We start from the raw sequence: 16160 nt of genomic DNA, 5'->3' as shown, positions 1-16160 counted from the left end.
TATTATACACTATAGTCGGAAAGTTTTCTTATCTTTGCAACTGAAATAACAAACAATAATATAAAATTAATAAAACCTATTTGAAAATGAAGAGATTAATTTCTGCAGTATTGCTTTCTGCAGCCGTAGTTGTGCCAACCATGGCGAAGAATGCAAAGACATTGGGCAATGGTTATCCATTTACTCAGGTTCCTTTCACCAGTGTGAAGATTTCACAGAATACTTTCTGGGGTGCCCGCTTGAAGGCTGCCCGAGAAGTAACCGTGCCATTGGCTTTCAGCAAGTGTGAGAGCGAGCACCGTTACAAGAATTTCGATATGGCTGCCTATACCCTGCAGCATCCTAACCACCCGGGCTTGGATACCAAGGAGTGGGATGTGAGCAAGTTCATGGGCTTTTCTTTCGATGATACCGATGTTTATAAGACCATCGAAGGTGCCAGCTACATCCTCCAGACTTATCCGAACAAGAAGTTGAAGGCTTATATCGACAGCGTGCTCGATGTGGTAGCTGCGGCACAGGAGCCAGATGGCTATCTCTATACCGCCCGTACCATCAATCCAAAGCATCCACACCAGTGGTCGGGAAATAAGCGTTGGGTCAAGGACGAGGAGGCGAGCCACGAGCTTTACAACCTCGGTCACATGGTAGATGCAGCCTGCGCTCACTATCAGGCTACGGGTAGCACCAAGTTCCTGAACATCGCCAAGCGCTATGCCGATTGCGTGGTAAAGGAAGTGGGACCTAAGGCAGGACAGGCTACCATCGTTCCGGGACATCAGATTGCAGAGATGGCTTTGGCTCGTCTCTATACCTTGACCGGTGAAAAGAAGTATCTGGATGAGGCTAAGTATCTGCTCGATTATCGTGGCAAGACTCATATCCGCAATCCATATTCTCAGAGCCAGGCTCCTATCCTGGAGCAGAAAGAGGCGGTAGGTCATGCGGTTCGTGCCGGCTATATGTATGCCGGTATAGCCGATGTGGCTGCCCTGACCAAGGATTCTGCCTATATGAAGGTCATCGACCGCATTTTCGAAAACATCGTTGGCAAGAAGTACTATCTTACGGGTGGTGTAGGTGCCCGCCATGACGGTGAGGCATTCGGTGATAACTATGAGTTGCCAAACATGACTGCCTATAATGAAACCTGTGCAGCCATCTCTATGGTTTATCTCTTCGAGCGCATGTTCCTCCTTCACGGCGAGAGCAAGTATATCGACTGCATGGAGCGTACCTTATATAATGGTGTCATCTCGGGTATGAGCATGGATGGCGGTCGTTTCTTCTATCCTAACCCATTGTCAAGCGACGGCAAGTATGCCTTCAATGCTGATGGCAACACCACCCGCCAGCCTTGGTTCGGATGTGCCTGCTGCCCAAGTAACCTGAGCCGCTTCATCCCTTCTGTTCCAGGTTATCTCTATGGTGTGAAAGACAACAATATCTATGTAAATCTCTTTGCCGGCAATACATCTACCATCAAGGTGAATGGCAAGGATGTGGTTCTGGAGGAGACTACCGAGTATCCTTGGAACGGCGACATCAAGATTGCTGTGAAGAAGAGCGGTGTGAAGAATGCCAACCTCCTGGTCCGTATTCCTGGATGGGTTCGCAATCAGGTAGTACCTAGCGATCTTTACAAGTATAGCGATGCAGAGAAGCCTGCTTACACAGTAACCGTAAACGGCAAGGCTGTAGAGGCTGATCTCGATGCCAACAAGGGTTATCTCCCTGTCAAGAACATCAAGAAGGGCGATGTCATCCGCATCCACTTCGATATGCCGGTTCGTACTGTGGTTGCTAACGATAAGGTAGCAGATGATAAGGGCAAGGTTGCCGTAGAGCGTGGACCATTGGTATATTGCGCTGAGACTGTGGATAATAGCAATGAACCTGTGCTCCATGCCGTTATGCCAGAGAAGCCAAGCTTCACTCTCGTTGACAACTACAGCATTCAGAACACGGAGACCAAGGGAGCCCCAGCCTTCACCGTAAAGGCTATCGTTACCTCTCCTGCCCATATTATCTACCAGAAGAAGGAGGATGTGGTCGCTGTAGATTGCACCCCTCTCACCTTGATTCCTTACTATGCCTGGAATCATCGTGGTGCCAACCAGATGAATGTCTGGTTCTATCAGGGCTTGTCGTTTATGGATAAGTAATAAATAGTTTTTTTAATCAAGAAAGCCTGGCAAACGGCGTTTGCCAGGCTTTCTTGTTAATATAGGTTAATCCCATTAAGAAAAACACTTTTTTTCCGTTTATGTTGTAGTTTTGAACAAATAAAACAAAAGAGAGCAAATGACAGAGAATGAATTCATCCATATCGTTCCGCAGTTGCGGCAGATAACCTTGCAGATCAGTCAAGGTTATGGTGTTGGCTGCGATGAGGCTGAGGATATCGCACAGGATGCGATGCTCAAGCTCTGGGCCATCAAGGATGATATTCAGTCTGCTGCTCATGCCAAAGGTTCGATGGGTTGCATCGCCAAGCATCTTTGCATCGACTTCTTTCGCAAGCGGAAGATGATTTCGATAGATGCCCAGCCTTTCGATAAGTCGCCTAGCCACTATGCGCCGCCCGATGTGGAAGTGGAAAACTCGGAGAACGAGCTGTGGCTGCAAAAACGCCTCAAGGCTTTGCCCTCCAACCAATATCAGGTGCTTTATCTGCGACAGGTAGAGAAGAAAAGCTTTGAGGAAATAGCGCAAATCGTGGGCATCACCCCTGAATCTGTATCTGTCTTGCTTTCGAGGGCAAGAAAGCAGATGTTGCAGGAAATCAGAAAAAGATGTCGATAGCCCTTATATATAAAAATAGGTATAATCAATAAAGGAGGAAACTGGATATGAACGAAAAAGAAAAGGACATACGACTGTTGCTCGACCGATTTATGGTTGGTGAGACTTCTCTGGAAGAGGAGGCTCTGATAGGGGAGTGGTTTCGTAAGCATCCCGATGTGAGCGATGACCTGAAGGAATACCAGATGATGTTTGGATATTTCGACGAGGGTATGCCTCTTGACCATGAGGCGGAGGAGCATGTAGAAAATGCTCATCCAAAGGCTAAGGCACGAATGCGCCGCCTATGGTTGCCGCTTAGTTTGGCTGCATCCATCGCCTTGCTGATAGGGTTTGCTATTCCTTGGGTAGGGCGACAGACAGGGCATCGGGATGATTCGAAGATGGCTCAATTCGAAGGAAGAACGCCTCCGGAGGATGTTGATTCTGCTGTTGTCCACGAGGAGAAATCGACAGATGCCAATCTTTCCATGCCTGAAAAGATAAAAAAGTCGGGTGATTCCGTATCTCCCAAGACAAGGAAGCACAAGCAGAGGCAATATCGTCAGCATCTGTTTGCTCCTGCTTCTCCAAAGCTTTGGATAGCTCAGAATATTGCTACCGATTCTTTGTTGGCAGAGCCGGAAAAGCTTGCCGATGAGCATCTCTGTGAGATGGAGGCACAGCAGACCGAAATGTTCTTCAAACTCTATCTCATCAATGCTCTTCAGACCCAGTCGCTCAATGCCGAAGTAGCCAGTGCCTCGTTCGAAAGCGAGGAGAATGTGCATGATGAGGACTATGTGAGTGGTGACCAAGAGGTTTATTAACAAGAAACAATTAAAAAGAAGAAGAATATGAAAACAACTTTTAAATTAGCATTTGTGGCTTGCCTGATGATGCTCTCTTCGGCTTGCCATGCTCAGGAGCCTATACCGGCTATCGACCAGGCTTTTGATGTATTCGCACAGGATTTGTTGAAAGGCGACTTTGTTACTTCTTCCTCTATGAATACCTATAATATTGGTATGATGAAGGGATTTGAGTTCGCTATTCCTGAGAGAAAGCAGAAAATGGTTGATACCTTTCAAAAGGCTTTATTGAGCAATAGTCGCCTCGCTTATATTAGTTTTACCAAGAAAGCGGGCTCTCTCAGTCTTGAAACGAATCGGGTGGGGTATGGCAAGGATAATTCCATGACTTACGAGTTTGGTACTCACAAAGACCGCAACTATAACCTGCAGTATTTCCGCGACAGCAAGGATTCTACCATGCGATATGTTTATGCCTTGGTATGGTATCAGGGAATGGATCGTTCGGTAAAGGGCAGTGTATATAAGTTCTACTCCAAGGATCCGCAAACCTATAAGAAGCCATTATCTTATAAGATGAATGCTGTTCAAGGTTTGGATTCTCTTGTTTCTCTGGGCAACATCAGGTATAACAAAAATCTGGTTCGCAGTTATGGATTGGATATGACTCCTCCAAAGGATGCGGCAGAGTTTATAATGCAACTCAACACGCTCCGTGCTGCCTTTAAGAATGCCAGAGACCAATACCCTTATTGGGGAAATCAGGTGACTCGGCGTACCCTCCAGACGGGCATTGCCAACAAAATAGTCAAGCTTTGTAAGGGATACGGCAAGTTGCTGAATGCTGACGAGAAGAAATTCTGCGCCTCTTCGCTGAATAAGATGAAGAAGGATACAGACGATGAATATCTGCAGAGTCTTCTGGAACTGACTGCCAATTCTTTGAGAAAGTAGTAAGTTTTGGAGGTATAAACAGAGGAAAAAGTGAAATTCTCTCTCTTAAAATACCGCTTAAAGCGATATTTGCTCTAAAATTATCATTTTCTAGACTTCGGTCTTGTTATAATTTCGTAACTTTGTACGCAAAAAGTAAACGATATGACTAAGAAATTGATAATGATATTAGGCTTGGTGCTTTCATCCATGTTGATGAAAGCCCAGGCTTTTTTTGTGCCTTTCCCGAAGGCTGGCGACAAGTATTGGCAGAAGCAGGTGCCCGTAGCGATGCGCAACGACTATATCCAGTTGGGCAATCTCTATCAGAAGAAGCTGGAGAATATGGGCAGATTCATCACCACGATGTATATCAACGACCTTACCTTCGTGAATTTCTCGGATGCCCAGGCTCAGAATGTTCCGAATATCAACATCCTCTTTCCTTATGGAGCCTATCTCCAGAATGAGCAGATGATGCAGCTGGAGGTATACGTGGCAAAGAAATATCTGTATATGCAGAAGCCTTCTGAGCTTTACCGGAAATAGCCAACTGGCAAAATATAAATAGCCAACTGGCAAACTGCAAACAGCCGACTAGCGCATGAGTCGCTAGTCGGCTGTTTTACTGGAACAGTTATCGAAACCTCCTTTATTTTATTTTCGTATAGGCTTCCTGCCAAATACTCTTCACTCTTCACCAAAAGCCCCGAATCCCCTGTGTTTATCGGCATTCCGAGGGGTGAAGAGTATTTGGGCACTCTTCACCTACTCTTCACCACTCTTCACCCTTCAGTTCTGGCTGATTTGCAATCCACCTATCAGTCTTTCGCCTCTGTTTCCGTTTCTGAAGGTGAAGAGTGGTGAAGAGTGGGTGAAGAGATAAAAACAACTCTTCACCCCTCGGAATGCCGATAAACACAGGAGTTTCCGGCCGAAAGGTGAAGAGTGAAGAGTATTTTGATGATAGCTTCGTTTATTTCTTAAACTGTCTTTGGTTTCGCCTTCCAGACGATGCAAGTCATCAAGACAGACATCAGGGCTGCACCAATCCAGAAATAATTGATGTAGGTAAAGTCGTAAGTTTCTACGCCATTTACCAGATGCTTGTTGCCCTCGATGAGCAGACCGCTCATGATGTCCTGGATGCCGGCACCTACATAACTCGCTACGCCGACAACGCCAAGAGCAGCACCCGATGCATTCTTAGGCGCAATATCTACCGCCATCAAACCACCGAGGAAGCAAAGCAACACGCCGATGCTCAAACCGAACAGTACCATCGCCGTAGCATCAACCCAGAGATGATGGCCCGGAATCAGCAGGAACAGACAGAGTGCCAACGCATTCAGTAAGCCGAAGATAACGGCTGGCAAATAACGGTTGCCCTTGAAAATCTTATCAGATACCAGTCCGGATGATACGGTTCCCACAATACCCAGGATAGAGTTGATAGAGATGATGAAGCTGGCATCAATCGTAGTATATCCCTTCTCGTTCTCAAGATAGAAGATACCCCAGCTGTTAACAGCATAGCGGCTGATATACATGAAAGCACTACTCAAGGCCAGAATCCAGATGAGCGGATTCTTCAAAACCGCACTCTGTGCCTTGTTGTAAGATTCCGTATCCTGTTTCTTTTCCTCTACCTTGATACCCGGCAGGGTAACACCCTTGCTGGCAGGCGTATCGTGGAAGAAAGTAAGGAGCAGGACAACGCCCGCCAAACCTACTATCGCAGCTCCGATAAAACCATATTGCCATCCGAAGGCGCTCACGATGGAAGCCACAAAGATGAAGGTCATCGCCTCACCTATATTATGGCTCGCACTCCAGAATCCGTAGAACGTTCCTCGGTTCTTATCGTTAAACCAGCGGGAGAGACCTACCACGCAGGAGGCAGCTCCCATCGACTGGAACCATCCGCTCAATCCCCACAAAACTGCGAAGAGGATGAAGGAATTGGTAAAGCCCAAAGCCAGATTCACCAAGGCTGTAACGAGCAGACCGGTAGACATCAGTCGCTTGATGTTGCTTCGGTCAGCAAGGAAACCGTTGGTAAACTTACCGATAGCGTAAGTGAAGAACAAGACAGAGCCTATGATACCGAGCTCAGTTTCAGAGAATACGCCATTATCTACAATCGGTTTTTTGATTACGTTCAGGCTGAGTCGGCACACATAATATGTACCATATCCTATGGTAGCAGAAAGGAAAGTAGCCCATTGCAGACGTTTCAGCTTTCTTTCGTTTTCCTCAGGTGTTGAGGCTTTAGCCGGAATCGGTTCCGAAACCTTATAGAAATCTATTATTTTCTTAAACATATAATCCTTAGTTGTTATTTATGAAGTTTCTTTGCTCTCAAATAATCGAGAAGCAGGGCAGGGCGATCGGTCTGAATCAGTTTGAATCCCTGTTGGATAAGCCATCCCCAACTTTCATCAGGTTGTTTCAGTTCAACAGCCCTATCATCGTCGTGTTCAGCATTTTGTGCAGGCCATAAGGCGTTGACAAATACTTTGATGCCGTTGTCGTTTAGCTTTTTAATCAGTTCAAATACCTTATCGTTTACTTGAGAAAATCTAACCTCAAACGCTAGAGGTTTCTCATTCTGCAAGTAACTGTCGATAATGCTTTCTGCCTCTGGCTTGCATAAGTCTGCCTTAGGCATGAAAATTACTTTGTCTAGAATATCGCCATGCTGTTCCTTAATCGTTTGATAAGGTATCTTTTCCTTGACAACACATTGGTTAGCCGTACCGGTTTCTTCAAGAATCTTTTGAACATCTTCAAAGTATTCGTAGCCCTTGTCAACATTCACCAGAATTTTTCCCTTACAGAGCAATATGGTTTCTCTAAGTGTAGGAATCTTATGACGGGTAAGGCAGCCTGCGCCGTTCTTCAACCTGAGTCCTTTCAGTTCAGCCTGCGTATAGTCTTCCGGTTTTCCTGTACCATTGGTTGTGCGGTTCAGCGTATTGTCGTGCATCAGGATAAGTTCTCCATCCTTGGTTTTCTTCAAGTCCAGTTCAACCATGTCTACTCCCATGTCTATGCAGTTCTGAAATGCCTGAAGTGAGTTTTCTGGAGCATTACGCCAATCGCCACGATGCGAAACCACCAAGACTGATTGCTTGGCAGGAGCAGATAATTCTGAGAGGATTTCATTTAGGTGCTGTGCATAACTTGCAATAGCAAGCATGCACAACAAACCTAAACTTGTTAACCTTTTGAACATATATGCGAAACCTATTGAATTTTACTTATGAAGTTTCTTGGCTCTCAAGTAATCAAGAAGCAAAGCAGGACGGTCTGTTTGGATAATCTTGGTACCCTGACCAACAATCCATCCCCAGCTCTCTTCTGGCTGTTTGAGTTCTACGGCGCGATCATCATCATGTCCACCGCAAAGCTCAGGCCAAAGTGTGTTGATGAAAACTCTTGCTCCACTATCACGTACTTTCTTTATCAGGCGGCGAGTGTTGGCATCATCAGTCTTGAATACCAATTCGTAAGCCTTTGGCTTCATGTTCTTGATGTAACCGTCGATTACCTCTTCTGCACCAGGCTTGCCGAGGTTAACTACAGGCATGAAAATCATCTTGTCGAGAACATCACCATGCTCAGCCTTTACCACCTCGTAAGGAAGTTCAGCCTTGATGATGCATTGGTCAACTGTACCAGTCTCCTTCAAAACCTTCATGGCATCGTCGAAGTAGTCGTAGCCCTTGTCAACATTTACCATGATTTTGCCTTTACAGAGTTCCATTACCTCACGGAATGTTGGAATCTGATGGCGGGTCTTGCAGCCTAAACCATTCTTCAGGCGGAGCATCTTCAAAGAATCAAGAGTATAATTCTCTGGGAATCCCTTACCATTCATGGTTCGGTCAATCTTCTTATCGTGCATCAGAACCAGAACGCCATCCTTTGTCTTCTTCAAGTCCAACTCAACCATATCAACACCCATGTCGATACAGTTCTGGAATGCCTGAATAGAGTTTTCAGGAGCATTACGCCAGTCTCCACGATGAGAAACTACCATAACATTTTCTTTTGCAGGCTTATTGAAATTCTTAAGAATCTCTTTCAGATTGCTTTGTGCAAAGCTCACCGAAGTGAGCATGCACAACAAGGATAAAATATAAATCTTCTTCATTTTAATTCAATTTACCGTCTTTCCAAACTAACTTTTCTCCCCAGAAAGGAACAACAGAGTTCTCGCAGTTAAGCTTGCTGGCTCTTTCTAAGGCAGAATTCAAACTCCATCTAGATTCTTCCTCGCTTTCGTGAGAAAGTTCCAGAATGTGTGAGAGCAATACATAGTCAGGTTTTGTCTGACCGGCACCAGTACCGATAATGTTGTTCTCGGTAAGCGCATTAGGTGCGTAGCGAGGAATCAAAACATTAACGTGTGGCAGAATGTTGGTATACTGAGCAGCCTTGAAGTTTGAGTCGCCAGTATGGAGCATTGTGAAGTTGCCACTATCATCGCCACATTCAAAAGTAAATACAGAAACGAAGTTTGATAAGCCAGAGTTGTTATGGTCTGTAATAGACACATGAATCTTGATGTTATTAAACTGGTAATCGGTATTTACCTTAGAAGTATAGCCACCCTTTATCCAGTTAGAATAAACAGGCTTTCCTGCATTCAGCATCGCGTTGATGAGAGCTGTGTTGTAGTGATCTTGGTGTTTGTGAGTAACACAGAGGAAATCCAGGTAAGGCTCCAGTTTCTCTGCCCAGCGATGGTTGATGTCAATACCAAAGCAAGTGGTAGGAGTCTTTACGATGTAACCCATATTGTAGAGCTGCCAGATGCATGTAGTACCATTCTCAACGGTAGTCGTCTTGATGGCATTAATTACATGATCCAGAGACAAACGGTAGAACGCCAGCATAGGGTCGTACTTTTCTCTCATTTCAGCAGACTGGTCCAAAGAAGCAATATAGCTTTCAAAGAAATCAGAAGTGCAGTCGTCTGCCATCTTCTGTATCTTCTTTAGAACTTCAGATCTTTCCGCATTGAGAGGTTGCTGCTGTAATGGAGTAGTAGCCCACAAAGCTTCAGCCACCTCTTTTGCAGTCTTCATGTCGGTAGTTTCACCTATTTCGACAGGCTGCGCATAAGTCATTCCATCTTCGTCACTTCCACAAGAGCAGAGGGCGCAAGCGAATAATGCGATGAATAAATATATCTTTTTCATACTGATTCAAATATTAATATTGGTTTGTACCATGAATATTACCACCTCTGCAGCTCCATGTAGATTTCTCTGGGCCGGCAAAGATCTTAATAGCAGCAACATTACCGCCGATATAAGAAACATAGAGCATCTGGTTCTCGCCGATAGTCATACCAGACATAATCTTGGCATTATTATCTGTACCTTCTGAGTCCATGTGCCAAAGTTCCTCGCCATTTGCGCTGTTTACTGCGTAGATGCGACCGGCGCCGCTACCGAAATAAACAGTTTCCTTATCGTCGAGAACAGGGAAGCAATAAGTAGGAGCTGCATCAATAGTAAACTTCCACTTCAACTGTCCAGCCTTATCTACAGAGTAGAGAGCCTTGTCACCCTTGTCTGTAAAGTAGATATTGCCGCTCTTGTCAACAATAGGAGCATAGATATCACCCGCAGCTTCAACGTTCCACTTGGTAGAACCATCTGCTGTGTTCAAAGCCAGCAAACCTGCACCACCAATCTGGGCAGCATAAAGAGTTTCGCCATCCAAAGCGAAAGAACCGATTTCAGTTACCTTACCGGCTACCTTCCAAAGTTGAGTGCCATCGGCCTTGAAACCATAAATAGTAGTACGTGTACCTACATAGATATTGCCTGTCTTGTCTATAGCTACAGCTCCAGCCTTGTTCTTTGCCCCAGCCAGTTTAACAGACCAGTTCTTAACACCAGTAGCTGTATTGATAGAATGGAGAACGTTGTCGCCATCAAGGATATAAACTGTCTGTCCGTCAGCAGTTACAGCAGGGAAACAGTCCAGATTCTTGTTGGCAGCTCCTGTAGCGTATGTCCACTTCTGTGTTCCATCGCTATTGATAGCATACAAGGTTGCGTTGCGAGCACCCTGATACAAAGTACCGTCTTTGCCTACTGCTACACCACCACCATAAGTAGTCTTAGGGATGGAAGCGGTCCATTTCACAGTACCAGTCATCGCATCAAAAGCAGTAACATCACCCGTAGCACCTGCAGAAGGCAAGTAGAATGTATTTCCGTCTAAAGAGAATACTGCATTTGCAGTCTTCACCATACCACCGTTAGGCATATCTGTAGACCAAACCTTGAAAGGCTCTGTATCAGAAACAGGTCTTGCCTTTGTCGTAGAAATCATAGAACGCTGGTTGCCATAGATGGCCTGGATGGTGATGGTATAAGTAACCTTGTTAACCAAACCTGTTATAGTATATGAAGTAGTCTTTGCATCCAACTCTACAGAACCACCTTCGTATGTAGCAACTTCCGGTGTCCAATTGACCAAATAACCTGTTGGGTTGGCTCCCTGCATAGGAGCCCATTCCAACAATACCTTCTCATCTTGTGCCGTAGCGTTCAAAGTACCTACCTGGCAAATGTCCCAACTTGCTTTTGGAAGATCATCGCTACAAGAACCGAGAATAAAAACTGTCACTAAAGACAGCAAATATATAATCTTTTTCATGTCTTAACCGTTTATTAATTGTTGTCATATCCAGGGTTCTGCCAGAGGATAGACTTGTCGCCTACCTTTTCAATCTCCTGCTGAGGAATAGGGAAGAGTAATTGATAATCCTTGATTTCAACACCATTCTCAGCCATCACGCTCTTTGCAAATCCCATTCTTACCAAGTCGAACCAGCGCTGACCCTCATAAGGGAATTCTCTCTGGCGTTCAACCAAGATGCCCTTACGGAACTTCTCCTGTGTAGGCAACTGTTTTACAGTCAGATTAGAAATGCCAGCTCTCTGTCTTACGGCGTTGAGATACTTCAGGGCAAGTGAACCCTCAGATGCATCATACTGAATCTCGTTGAGCGCTTCTGCATACATCAGAAGGACATCTGCGTAGCGAAGAAGGATCTGATCATTACCTACAGTCTTGAAGGTTGGGCTCTTTGTATCATAGAATTTATTCATCAAACGAACGTTTTTCTCAACCTGTACGTATGTTATGAGGTCTTTGCGAGCATCACCTGTAGGGAATGTGTTGAGCAGAGAACTTGTCTGGTTGGTATCATCAGATGCGTTGGTGAGATTGTACCAGTAACTATGTCCCTCTCCCTCTATTTCCTTGTTGAAATGTACGGCGAAGATAATCTCATTATTATTCTTGTTATCCACATTGAAGACTTGGGCGATAGGGCTTACCAACTGATATTTTCCGATTAACTGAGAAAGAATGTCTTTAGCCTCAGTCCATTTGTGGAAAGTAAGATATACCTTACCGAGCAAAGCCTTGGCAGCACCAGAGGTTGCTCTACCCATATCTGCAGAAGAGTAAGTTTCTGGAAGATAGTTGTTGTCAACAATCTCCTTCAAATCTCCGGCAATCAAATCGAACATCTGCTCATCAGAATATCTCGCAACTTTCAGAGCCTCCGCAGCACTTACTACATGCTTGGTAGCAGGAACGCCACCCCAAATGCGGTACATGTTAAAATAGTTCAAAGCTCTGACAAACATCGCTTCGCCCTTGTACTGCTTCTTCAGGTTTTCTGCAAAGTTTGCACCATCAATCTGGTCGAGCAAGAGATTGCAACGATAAACGTTGTTGTTGAAGTTCGCCCAGTAAGAACTGAGGATTCCATTAGATGGTTTCTCTGTGAAATGGTCGATATCGTAACGGTCCTGGGTACCTGCTGTTGGGGCGCCCAAAGAAAGATTGTCACTACGATACTCGCAGCATTCTGTATAGAAATTCACCTGTGACTGCAATTTTGCGTAGCAGCCGATAACTGCTACATTATAATCGCTCGCAGTCTTATATACTTTGTCAATGGTTACGCTGCTTGCTGGCTCCAAATCGAAGAAGCTGTCTCCGCAAGAGGTCATGAGCAGGGTTGCCAATGATGCTAATACTAATATCTTTTTCATGTTACTATATTCTTTATAATGTGAGATTCAAACCAAACATATATGTTCTTGCCAAAGGATAAGTACCATAGTCCTCACCTGGAGTCAGGTTCTTGGAAGGACGGGCATTTACCTCTGGGTTGTAGCCGCTGTAGTTGGTAATAGTGAAGAGGTTCTGTCCAGAAACATAAACTCTCATCTTCTCAACCTTAAACTTCTGAGTAAGTGCACGAGGCAAAGTATAACCTAATGACAGGTTCTGGAGACGGAGGTATGAACCGCTCTCCAAGTGCCAGGTAGAAGTACGGCTGTTGTAACCTGTCTGCTTACGGTTTGCCTTATTTACCGAACCACTGCCTGGATTCTCAGGACTCTTCCAACGATCGAGAGCAATCTTGGTACCATTGGTGTTACCCTCCATATTGTCGAGGTAGCGCTTGTTCAAGTTCAGAATCTTGTTGCCATATACACCCTGGAAGTTGAAGTCCATATCGAAACCTGCATACCAGAGCTTACCGCCGAAGCCGTATGTGAACTTAGGCATGTAGTTGCCGCAGATTGTACGGTCTTTATCCAAATCCAACTTGCCGTCTCCGTCAACATCAACGAAGCGGAAGTCACCTACTTCTGTATTGTCGAAGTGAGGATACTTTTTCAAGTCTTCTTCTGTAGCAAAGATGCCGTCCTGTACCAGGAGGTAATAGTTACCGATAGGCTTTCCTACCTCTGTAATATAATATGCGTGTCCTACACTACCCGAAGAAATGATAGGCGCATTACCAGGACCTAACTCTTTCACCTCATTGGTGTTCTTGGCATAGTTGGCATTAAATGAATAGCCGAAGCCATTAGCAAATGTATGCTGTGATGTCAAAGCTAATTCCCAACCGCGGTTGTTTACCTTACCCAGATTCTGAAGTGAGGTGCTGTAACCTGTCAACAGAGGTACTGGTACATAAAGCAACATGTTTGAAGTGTTGGTATTGTAATAGTCTACAGAGAATCCAATGTAGCCGTCAAACATCTGAAGGTCGATACCGGCGTTGATCATCTGGTTCTTCTCCCAGCTCAGGTCGTCGCGCTTGATGTTGTCTGGTTTATAACCATAATGCAACAAACCTCCATTGGTACCTAATATGTAATTGTCTGTTGACATGGTTGCCAAATGGTCGTAGTTACCAATCTCAAAGTTACCGGTTACACCATAGCTGGCACGAATCTTCATATCATTAACGAAAGACAACTCCTTTACGTTCTTGAAGAACTTTTCGTCGCTGATACGCCAAGCTGCTGAGGCTGATGGGAAGTAACCCCAACGGTTGTTCTTACCGAAACGTGAAGATCCATCAGTACGGATGGCTGCAGAAAGCATGTAGCGTCCCTCGTAGTTGTACTGAACACGAGCCAGGTAAGAAGCAATAGACCATTGTGTCTTGTCAGAACCACCCTTGGTTACAGTACCGCCATTTACGGTCTGGATGTAATCATTAGGGTAATCGGTTGCTGTTACGTTGTCGGTCTTCTTGGTTTCTTTCTGAGCAGACTGTACAAGTATGGCTGTAATGTTGTGCTTCTTATTGATTGTTGTTGTGTAAGTCAACTGGTTTTCAACCAACCAGTTGAAGAAGAAACTGGAAGAGCTGTAACCTGTTGGGTTTGAAGGAGAATCATAGTAGTCCTTTCCCTTCAAAGGCAAACCTGACTGGCGATATTTATCATTATGAGCACCATAATAATCACCACCCAAAGACAACTTATAGGAAAGTCCCTTCATCAGTTCCAATTCTGCATAAGCCTTACCTGTAATAGACATGCGGTCGGTAACATTAGACTGCAAGCGAGCCATCGCAACAGGGTTCATCACCTCGTTGTGCTCATAGTCTGTACCAATTCGCCAATATCCATTACCCTGGAAGTTATATGAACCGTCTGCGTTGTATACAGGGAAGGTTGGAGGCATCATCAAAGCTGATTGAACGATACCACCTGCACCAGATGCATCTACTGTATTAGAAACAGAATAAGAAGGAGCGAAGTTAACACCGAACTTCAAGCGCTTGTGCTGACCTGAGAGATTCATGCGGGCACCAAACTTCTCGAAGTCAGAACCGATAATAGTACCTTCCTTCTTCATATAGTTGCCTGATACGAAATAGTTGACGCTGTTAGACTTACCTGAAAGTGAAATGTTGTGTCCGGTAGTCATCGCTGTGCGGAAGATAGCATCCTGCCAGTCTGTATCTGTCAAGCCCTTAACACCCTCCAGATATGGGAACAAATCGGTTGCAATCTGCATGTAACCTTTAGGTCGTACGCTGTTAGGGTCACTTGCAGATGCACCAGGAACTTTAGAAAGATATGCGTTATTACGTGCATCCTTTACGAATTCTGCATATTCGTAAGCGTTCATCATATCGAGTTTCTTTGATACGTTCTGCACACCTACGTAACCATCGTAAGAAACAGAGAGCTTGTCAGAGGTACCCTTCTTGGTTGTAACGAGAACTACACCATTAGAACCACGGCTACCATAGATAGCTGCAGCAGAAGCATCCTTCAAAACTTCAACAGACTCAATATCGTTGGTGTTCAGGTTGGCAAAACCACGCTCCATAGGAACACCATCTACTACATAGAGAGGGTCGCTACCGGCGTTGACGGTACTTACACCACGAACGCGAATGCTTACGCTACCCTCTGGGTCTCCGCTAGGTACAGTTACCTGTACACCAGGCATCTTACCTGCCAAGGCCTGACGGAAGTCGGTAGAAGGATTGTTGGCAAGAGCCTCTGCCTTGACAGAAGACACAGCAGTAGATACGTCGCGCTTCTTCTGTACGCCATAACCTACAACCACAACTTCTTCCAATACCTTATTATCATCTGCCAGGTTAACATTGATTACTTCGCGACCATTTACCTTGATGTCCTGGTCCTTGCAGCCAATGTATGATACTGCCAACATACCGTCGGCAGGAATCTCGATGGTATAGTTGCCGTCAATATCGGTTACAACACCATTGGTGGTGGTACCCTTCTCCATGACGGTAGCGCCGATAACTGGCTCGCCAGTTTCGTCTTTCACTACACCACGTACCTTGATTTTCTTTCCATGAGTCTGAGATTTAGCTTTTTGCTGAGGCTTGATGACGATGTAGTTGCCTTCCATCTCATAGGTAAAATTGGTACCTTTGAGCAATTGGTTCAACATACCAAAGACATCATCACTTTTCTTGGTTAATGTAACCGAACGGTTAGCATCCAACTGTGAGGAGTTGTAGGCAATCTTGTACTTAGATTCCTTTTCAATCTTCTCAAAAGCTGACTTAAGCGTTACCTTGTTTGAGCTGAAGCTGACGTTCTGAGCCGAAAGGGTCATCTGGCCTGCCAGGAGCAAACAGAAGCATGACGCAGAGATTCGTTTAAGATTCATACTTTATCTATTTAAGTTATTAATAATTTTCTTGTTACGTCTTGAAGACAACGGGAAAGAGAGTTACACCCAATTACAAAACTGTTAAAATGAAGTTTTTCTGAAAAAAATATCTTGTGTTCG

Annotated in this window: 13 protein-coding genes; 6 read left to right on the top strand and 7 right to left on the bottom strand. The window is 44.9% G+C overall.

Annotation, left to right across the window (positions count from 1 at the left end; all coding sequences use genetic code 11):
* Nucleotides 1-86: 86 nt before the first annotated feature.
* From ONT19_RS11150 to ONT19_RS11125, 6 genes are all read left to right on the top strand, one after another.
* Nucleotides 87-2165, top strand: a complete 2079-nt coding sequence (locus ONT19_RS11150) for a glycoside hydrolase family 127 protein (RefSeq protein WP_264951980.1) — start codon at nt 87-89, stop codon at nt 2163-2165.
* Between the two features lie 139 nt (nt 2166-2304).
* Nucleotides 2305-2805, top strand: a complete 501-nt coding sequence (locus ONT19_RS11145; protein WP_144154066.1) for an RNA polymerase sigma factor — start codon at nt 2305-2307, stop codon at nt 2803-2805.
* Between the two features lie 47 nt (nt 2806-2852).
* Nucleotides 2853-3614, top strand: coding sequence for a hypothetical protein (locus ONT19_RS11140; RefSeq protein WP_264951979.1), 762 nt, complete (start codon nt 2853-2855; stop codon nt 3612-3614).
* A gap of 27 nt (nt 3615-3641) precedes the next feature.
* Nucleotides 3642-4550 (top strand): hypothetical protein, encoded by a 909-nt coding sequence (locus tag ONT19_RS11135; protein WP_144154070.1) that lies wholly within the window; start codon nt 3642-3644, stop codon nt 4548-4550.
* 144 nt (nt 4551-4694) lie between these two features.
* A complete protein-coding gene (locus ONT19_RS11130; protein ID WP_264951978.1) occupies nt 4695-5078 on the top strand; it encodes a hypothetical protein in 384 nt (127 codons plus the stop codon).
* A gap of 193 nt (nt 5079-5271) precedes the next feature.
* Nucleotides 5272-5415 (top strand): hypothetical protein, encoded by a 144-nt coding sequence (locus ONT19_RS11125; protein ID WP_264951977.1) that lies wholly within the window; start codon nt 5272-5274, stop codon nt 5413-5415.
* Between the two features lie 97 nt (nt 5416-5512).
* Here ONT19_RS11125 and ONT19_RS11120 read toward each other — a convergent pair whose 3' ends face one another.
* Genes ONT19_RS11120 through ONT19_RS11090 form a run of 7 tightly spaced genes read right to left on the bottom strand, consistent with a single transcriptional unit; the run spans nt 5513 to nt 16037 of the window.
* The gene (locus tag ONT19_RS11120; RefSeq protein WP_117727346.1) at nt 5513-6853 is read right to left on the bottom strand and encodes an MFS transporter; all 1341 of its coding nucleotides are present in this window, start codon (nt 6851-6853) and stop codon (nt 5513-5515) included.
* Between the two features lie 14 nt (nt 6854-6867).
* Complete coding sequence (locus tag ONT19_RS11115; RefSeq protein WP_437183494.1) at nt 6868-7767, bottom strand: glycerophosphodiester phosphodiesterase family protein; 900 nt, start codon at nt 7765-7767, stop codon at nt 6868-6870.
* A 21-nt stretch (nt 7768-7788) separates the two neighbouring features.
* Nucleotides 7789-8688, bottom strand: a complete 900-nt coding sequence (locus ONT19_RS11110) for a glycerophosphodiester phosphodiesterase family protein (RefSeq protein ID WP_264951976.1) — start codon at nt 8686-8688, stop codon at nt 7789-7791.
* 1 nt (nt 8689) lies between these two features.
* Nucleotides 8690-9739 carry a hypothetical protein gene (locus ONT19_RS11105; protein ID WP_118065170.1) on the bottom strand — a complete coding sequence of 350 codons (1050 nt, stop codon included), beginning with the start codon at nt 9737-9739 and terminating at the stop codon, nt 8690-8692.
* A 13-nt stretch (nt 9740-9752) separates the two neighbouring features.
* Nucleotides 9753-11213, bottom strand: a complete 1461-nt coding sequence (locus ONT19_RS11100; RefSeq protein ID WP_264951975.1) for an outer membrane protein assembly factor BamB family protein — start codon at nt 11211-11213, stop codon at nt 9753-9755.
* Nucleotides 11214-11227: 14 nt separating this feature from the next.
* Complete coding sequence (locus ONT19_RS11095; protein ID WP_264951974.1) at nt 11228-12625, bottom strand: RagB/SusD family nutrient uptake outer membrane protein; 1398 nt, start codon at nt 12623-12625, stop codon at nt 11228-11230.
* Between the two features lie 13 nt (nt 12626-12638).
* Nucleotides 12639-16037, bottom strand: a complete 3399-nt coding sequence (locus ONT19_RS11090; RefSeq protein ID WP_437183493.1) for a TonB-dependent receptor — start codon at nt 16035-16037, stop codon at nt 12639-12641.
* Between the last annotated feature and the right edge of the window lie 123 nt (nt 16038-16160).

This window comes from Segatella copri (genome assembly GCF_026015625.1).
Lineage (GTDB): Bacteria > Bacteroidota > Bacteroidia > Bacteroidales > Bacteroidaceae > Prevotella > Prevotella copri_H.
Note: the sequence above shows the minus strand (reverse complement) of the source record. Positions and strands in the feature narration are given on the sequence as shown.

Bases quoted from the DNA above. Each gene is read 5' to 3' on its own strand.
- ONT19_RS11150 (WP_264951980.1), top strand. From the start codon at position 87: ATGAAGAGATTAATTTCTGCAGTATTGCTTTCTGCAGCCGTAGTTGTG.
- ONT19_RS11145 (WP_144154066.1), top strand. From the start codon at position 2,305: ATGACAGAGAATGAATTCATCCATATCGTTCCGCAGTTGCGGCAGATA.
- ONT19_RS11140 (WP_264951979.1), top strand. From the start codon at position 2,853: ATGAACGAAAAAGAAAAGGACATACGACTGTTGCTCGACCGATTTATG.
- ONT19_RS11135 (WP_144154070.1), top strand. From the start codon at position 3,642: ATGAAAACAACTTTTAAATTAGCATTTGTGGCTTGCCTGATGATGCTC.
- ONT19_RS11130 (WP_264951978.1), top strand. From the start codon at position 4,695: ATGACTAAGAAATTGATAATGATATTAGGCTTGGTGCTTTCATCCATG.
- ONT19_RS11120 (WP_117727346.1), bottom strand. From the start codon at position 6,853: ATGTTTAAGAAAATAATAGATTTCTATAAGGTTTCGGAACCGATTCCG.
- ONT19_RS11115 (WP_437183494.1), bottom strand. From the start codon at position 7,767: ATGTTCAAAAGGTTAACAAGTTTAGGTTTGTTGTGCATGCTTGCTATT.
- ONT19_RS11110 (WP_264951976.1), bottom strand. From the start codon at position 8,688: ATGAAGAAGATTTATATTTTATCCTTGTTGTGCATGCTCACTTCGGTG.
- ONT19_RS11105 (WP_118065170.1), bottom strand. From the start codon at position 9,739: ATGAAAAAGATATATTTATTCATCGCATTATTCGCTTGCGCCCTCTGC.
- ONT19_RS11100 (WP_264951975.1), bottom strand. From the start codon at position 11,213: ATGAAAAAGATTATATATTTGCTGTCTTTAGTGACAGTTTTTATTCTC.
- ONT19_RS11095 (WP_264951974.1), bottom strand. From the start codon at position 12,625: ATGAAAAAGATATTAGTATTAGCATCATTGGCAACCCTGCTCATGACC.
- ONT19_RS11090 (WP_437183493.1), bottom strand. From the start codon at position 16,037: ATGAATCTTAAACGAATCTCTGCGTCATGCTTCTGTTTGCTCCTGGCA.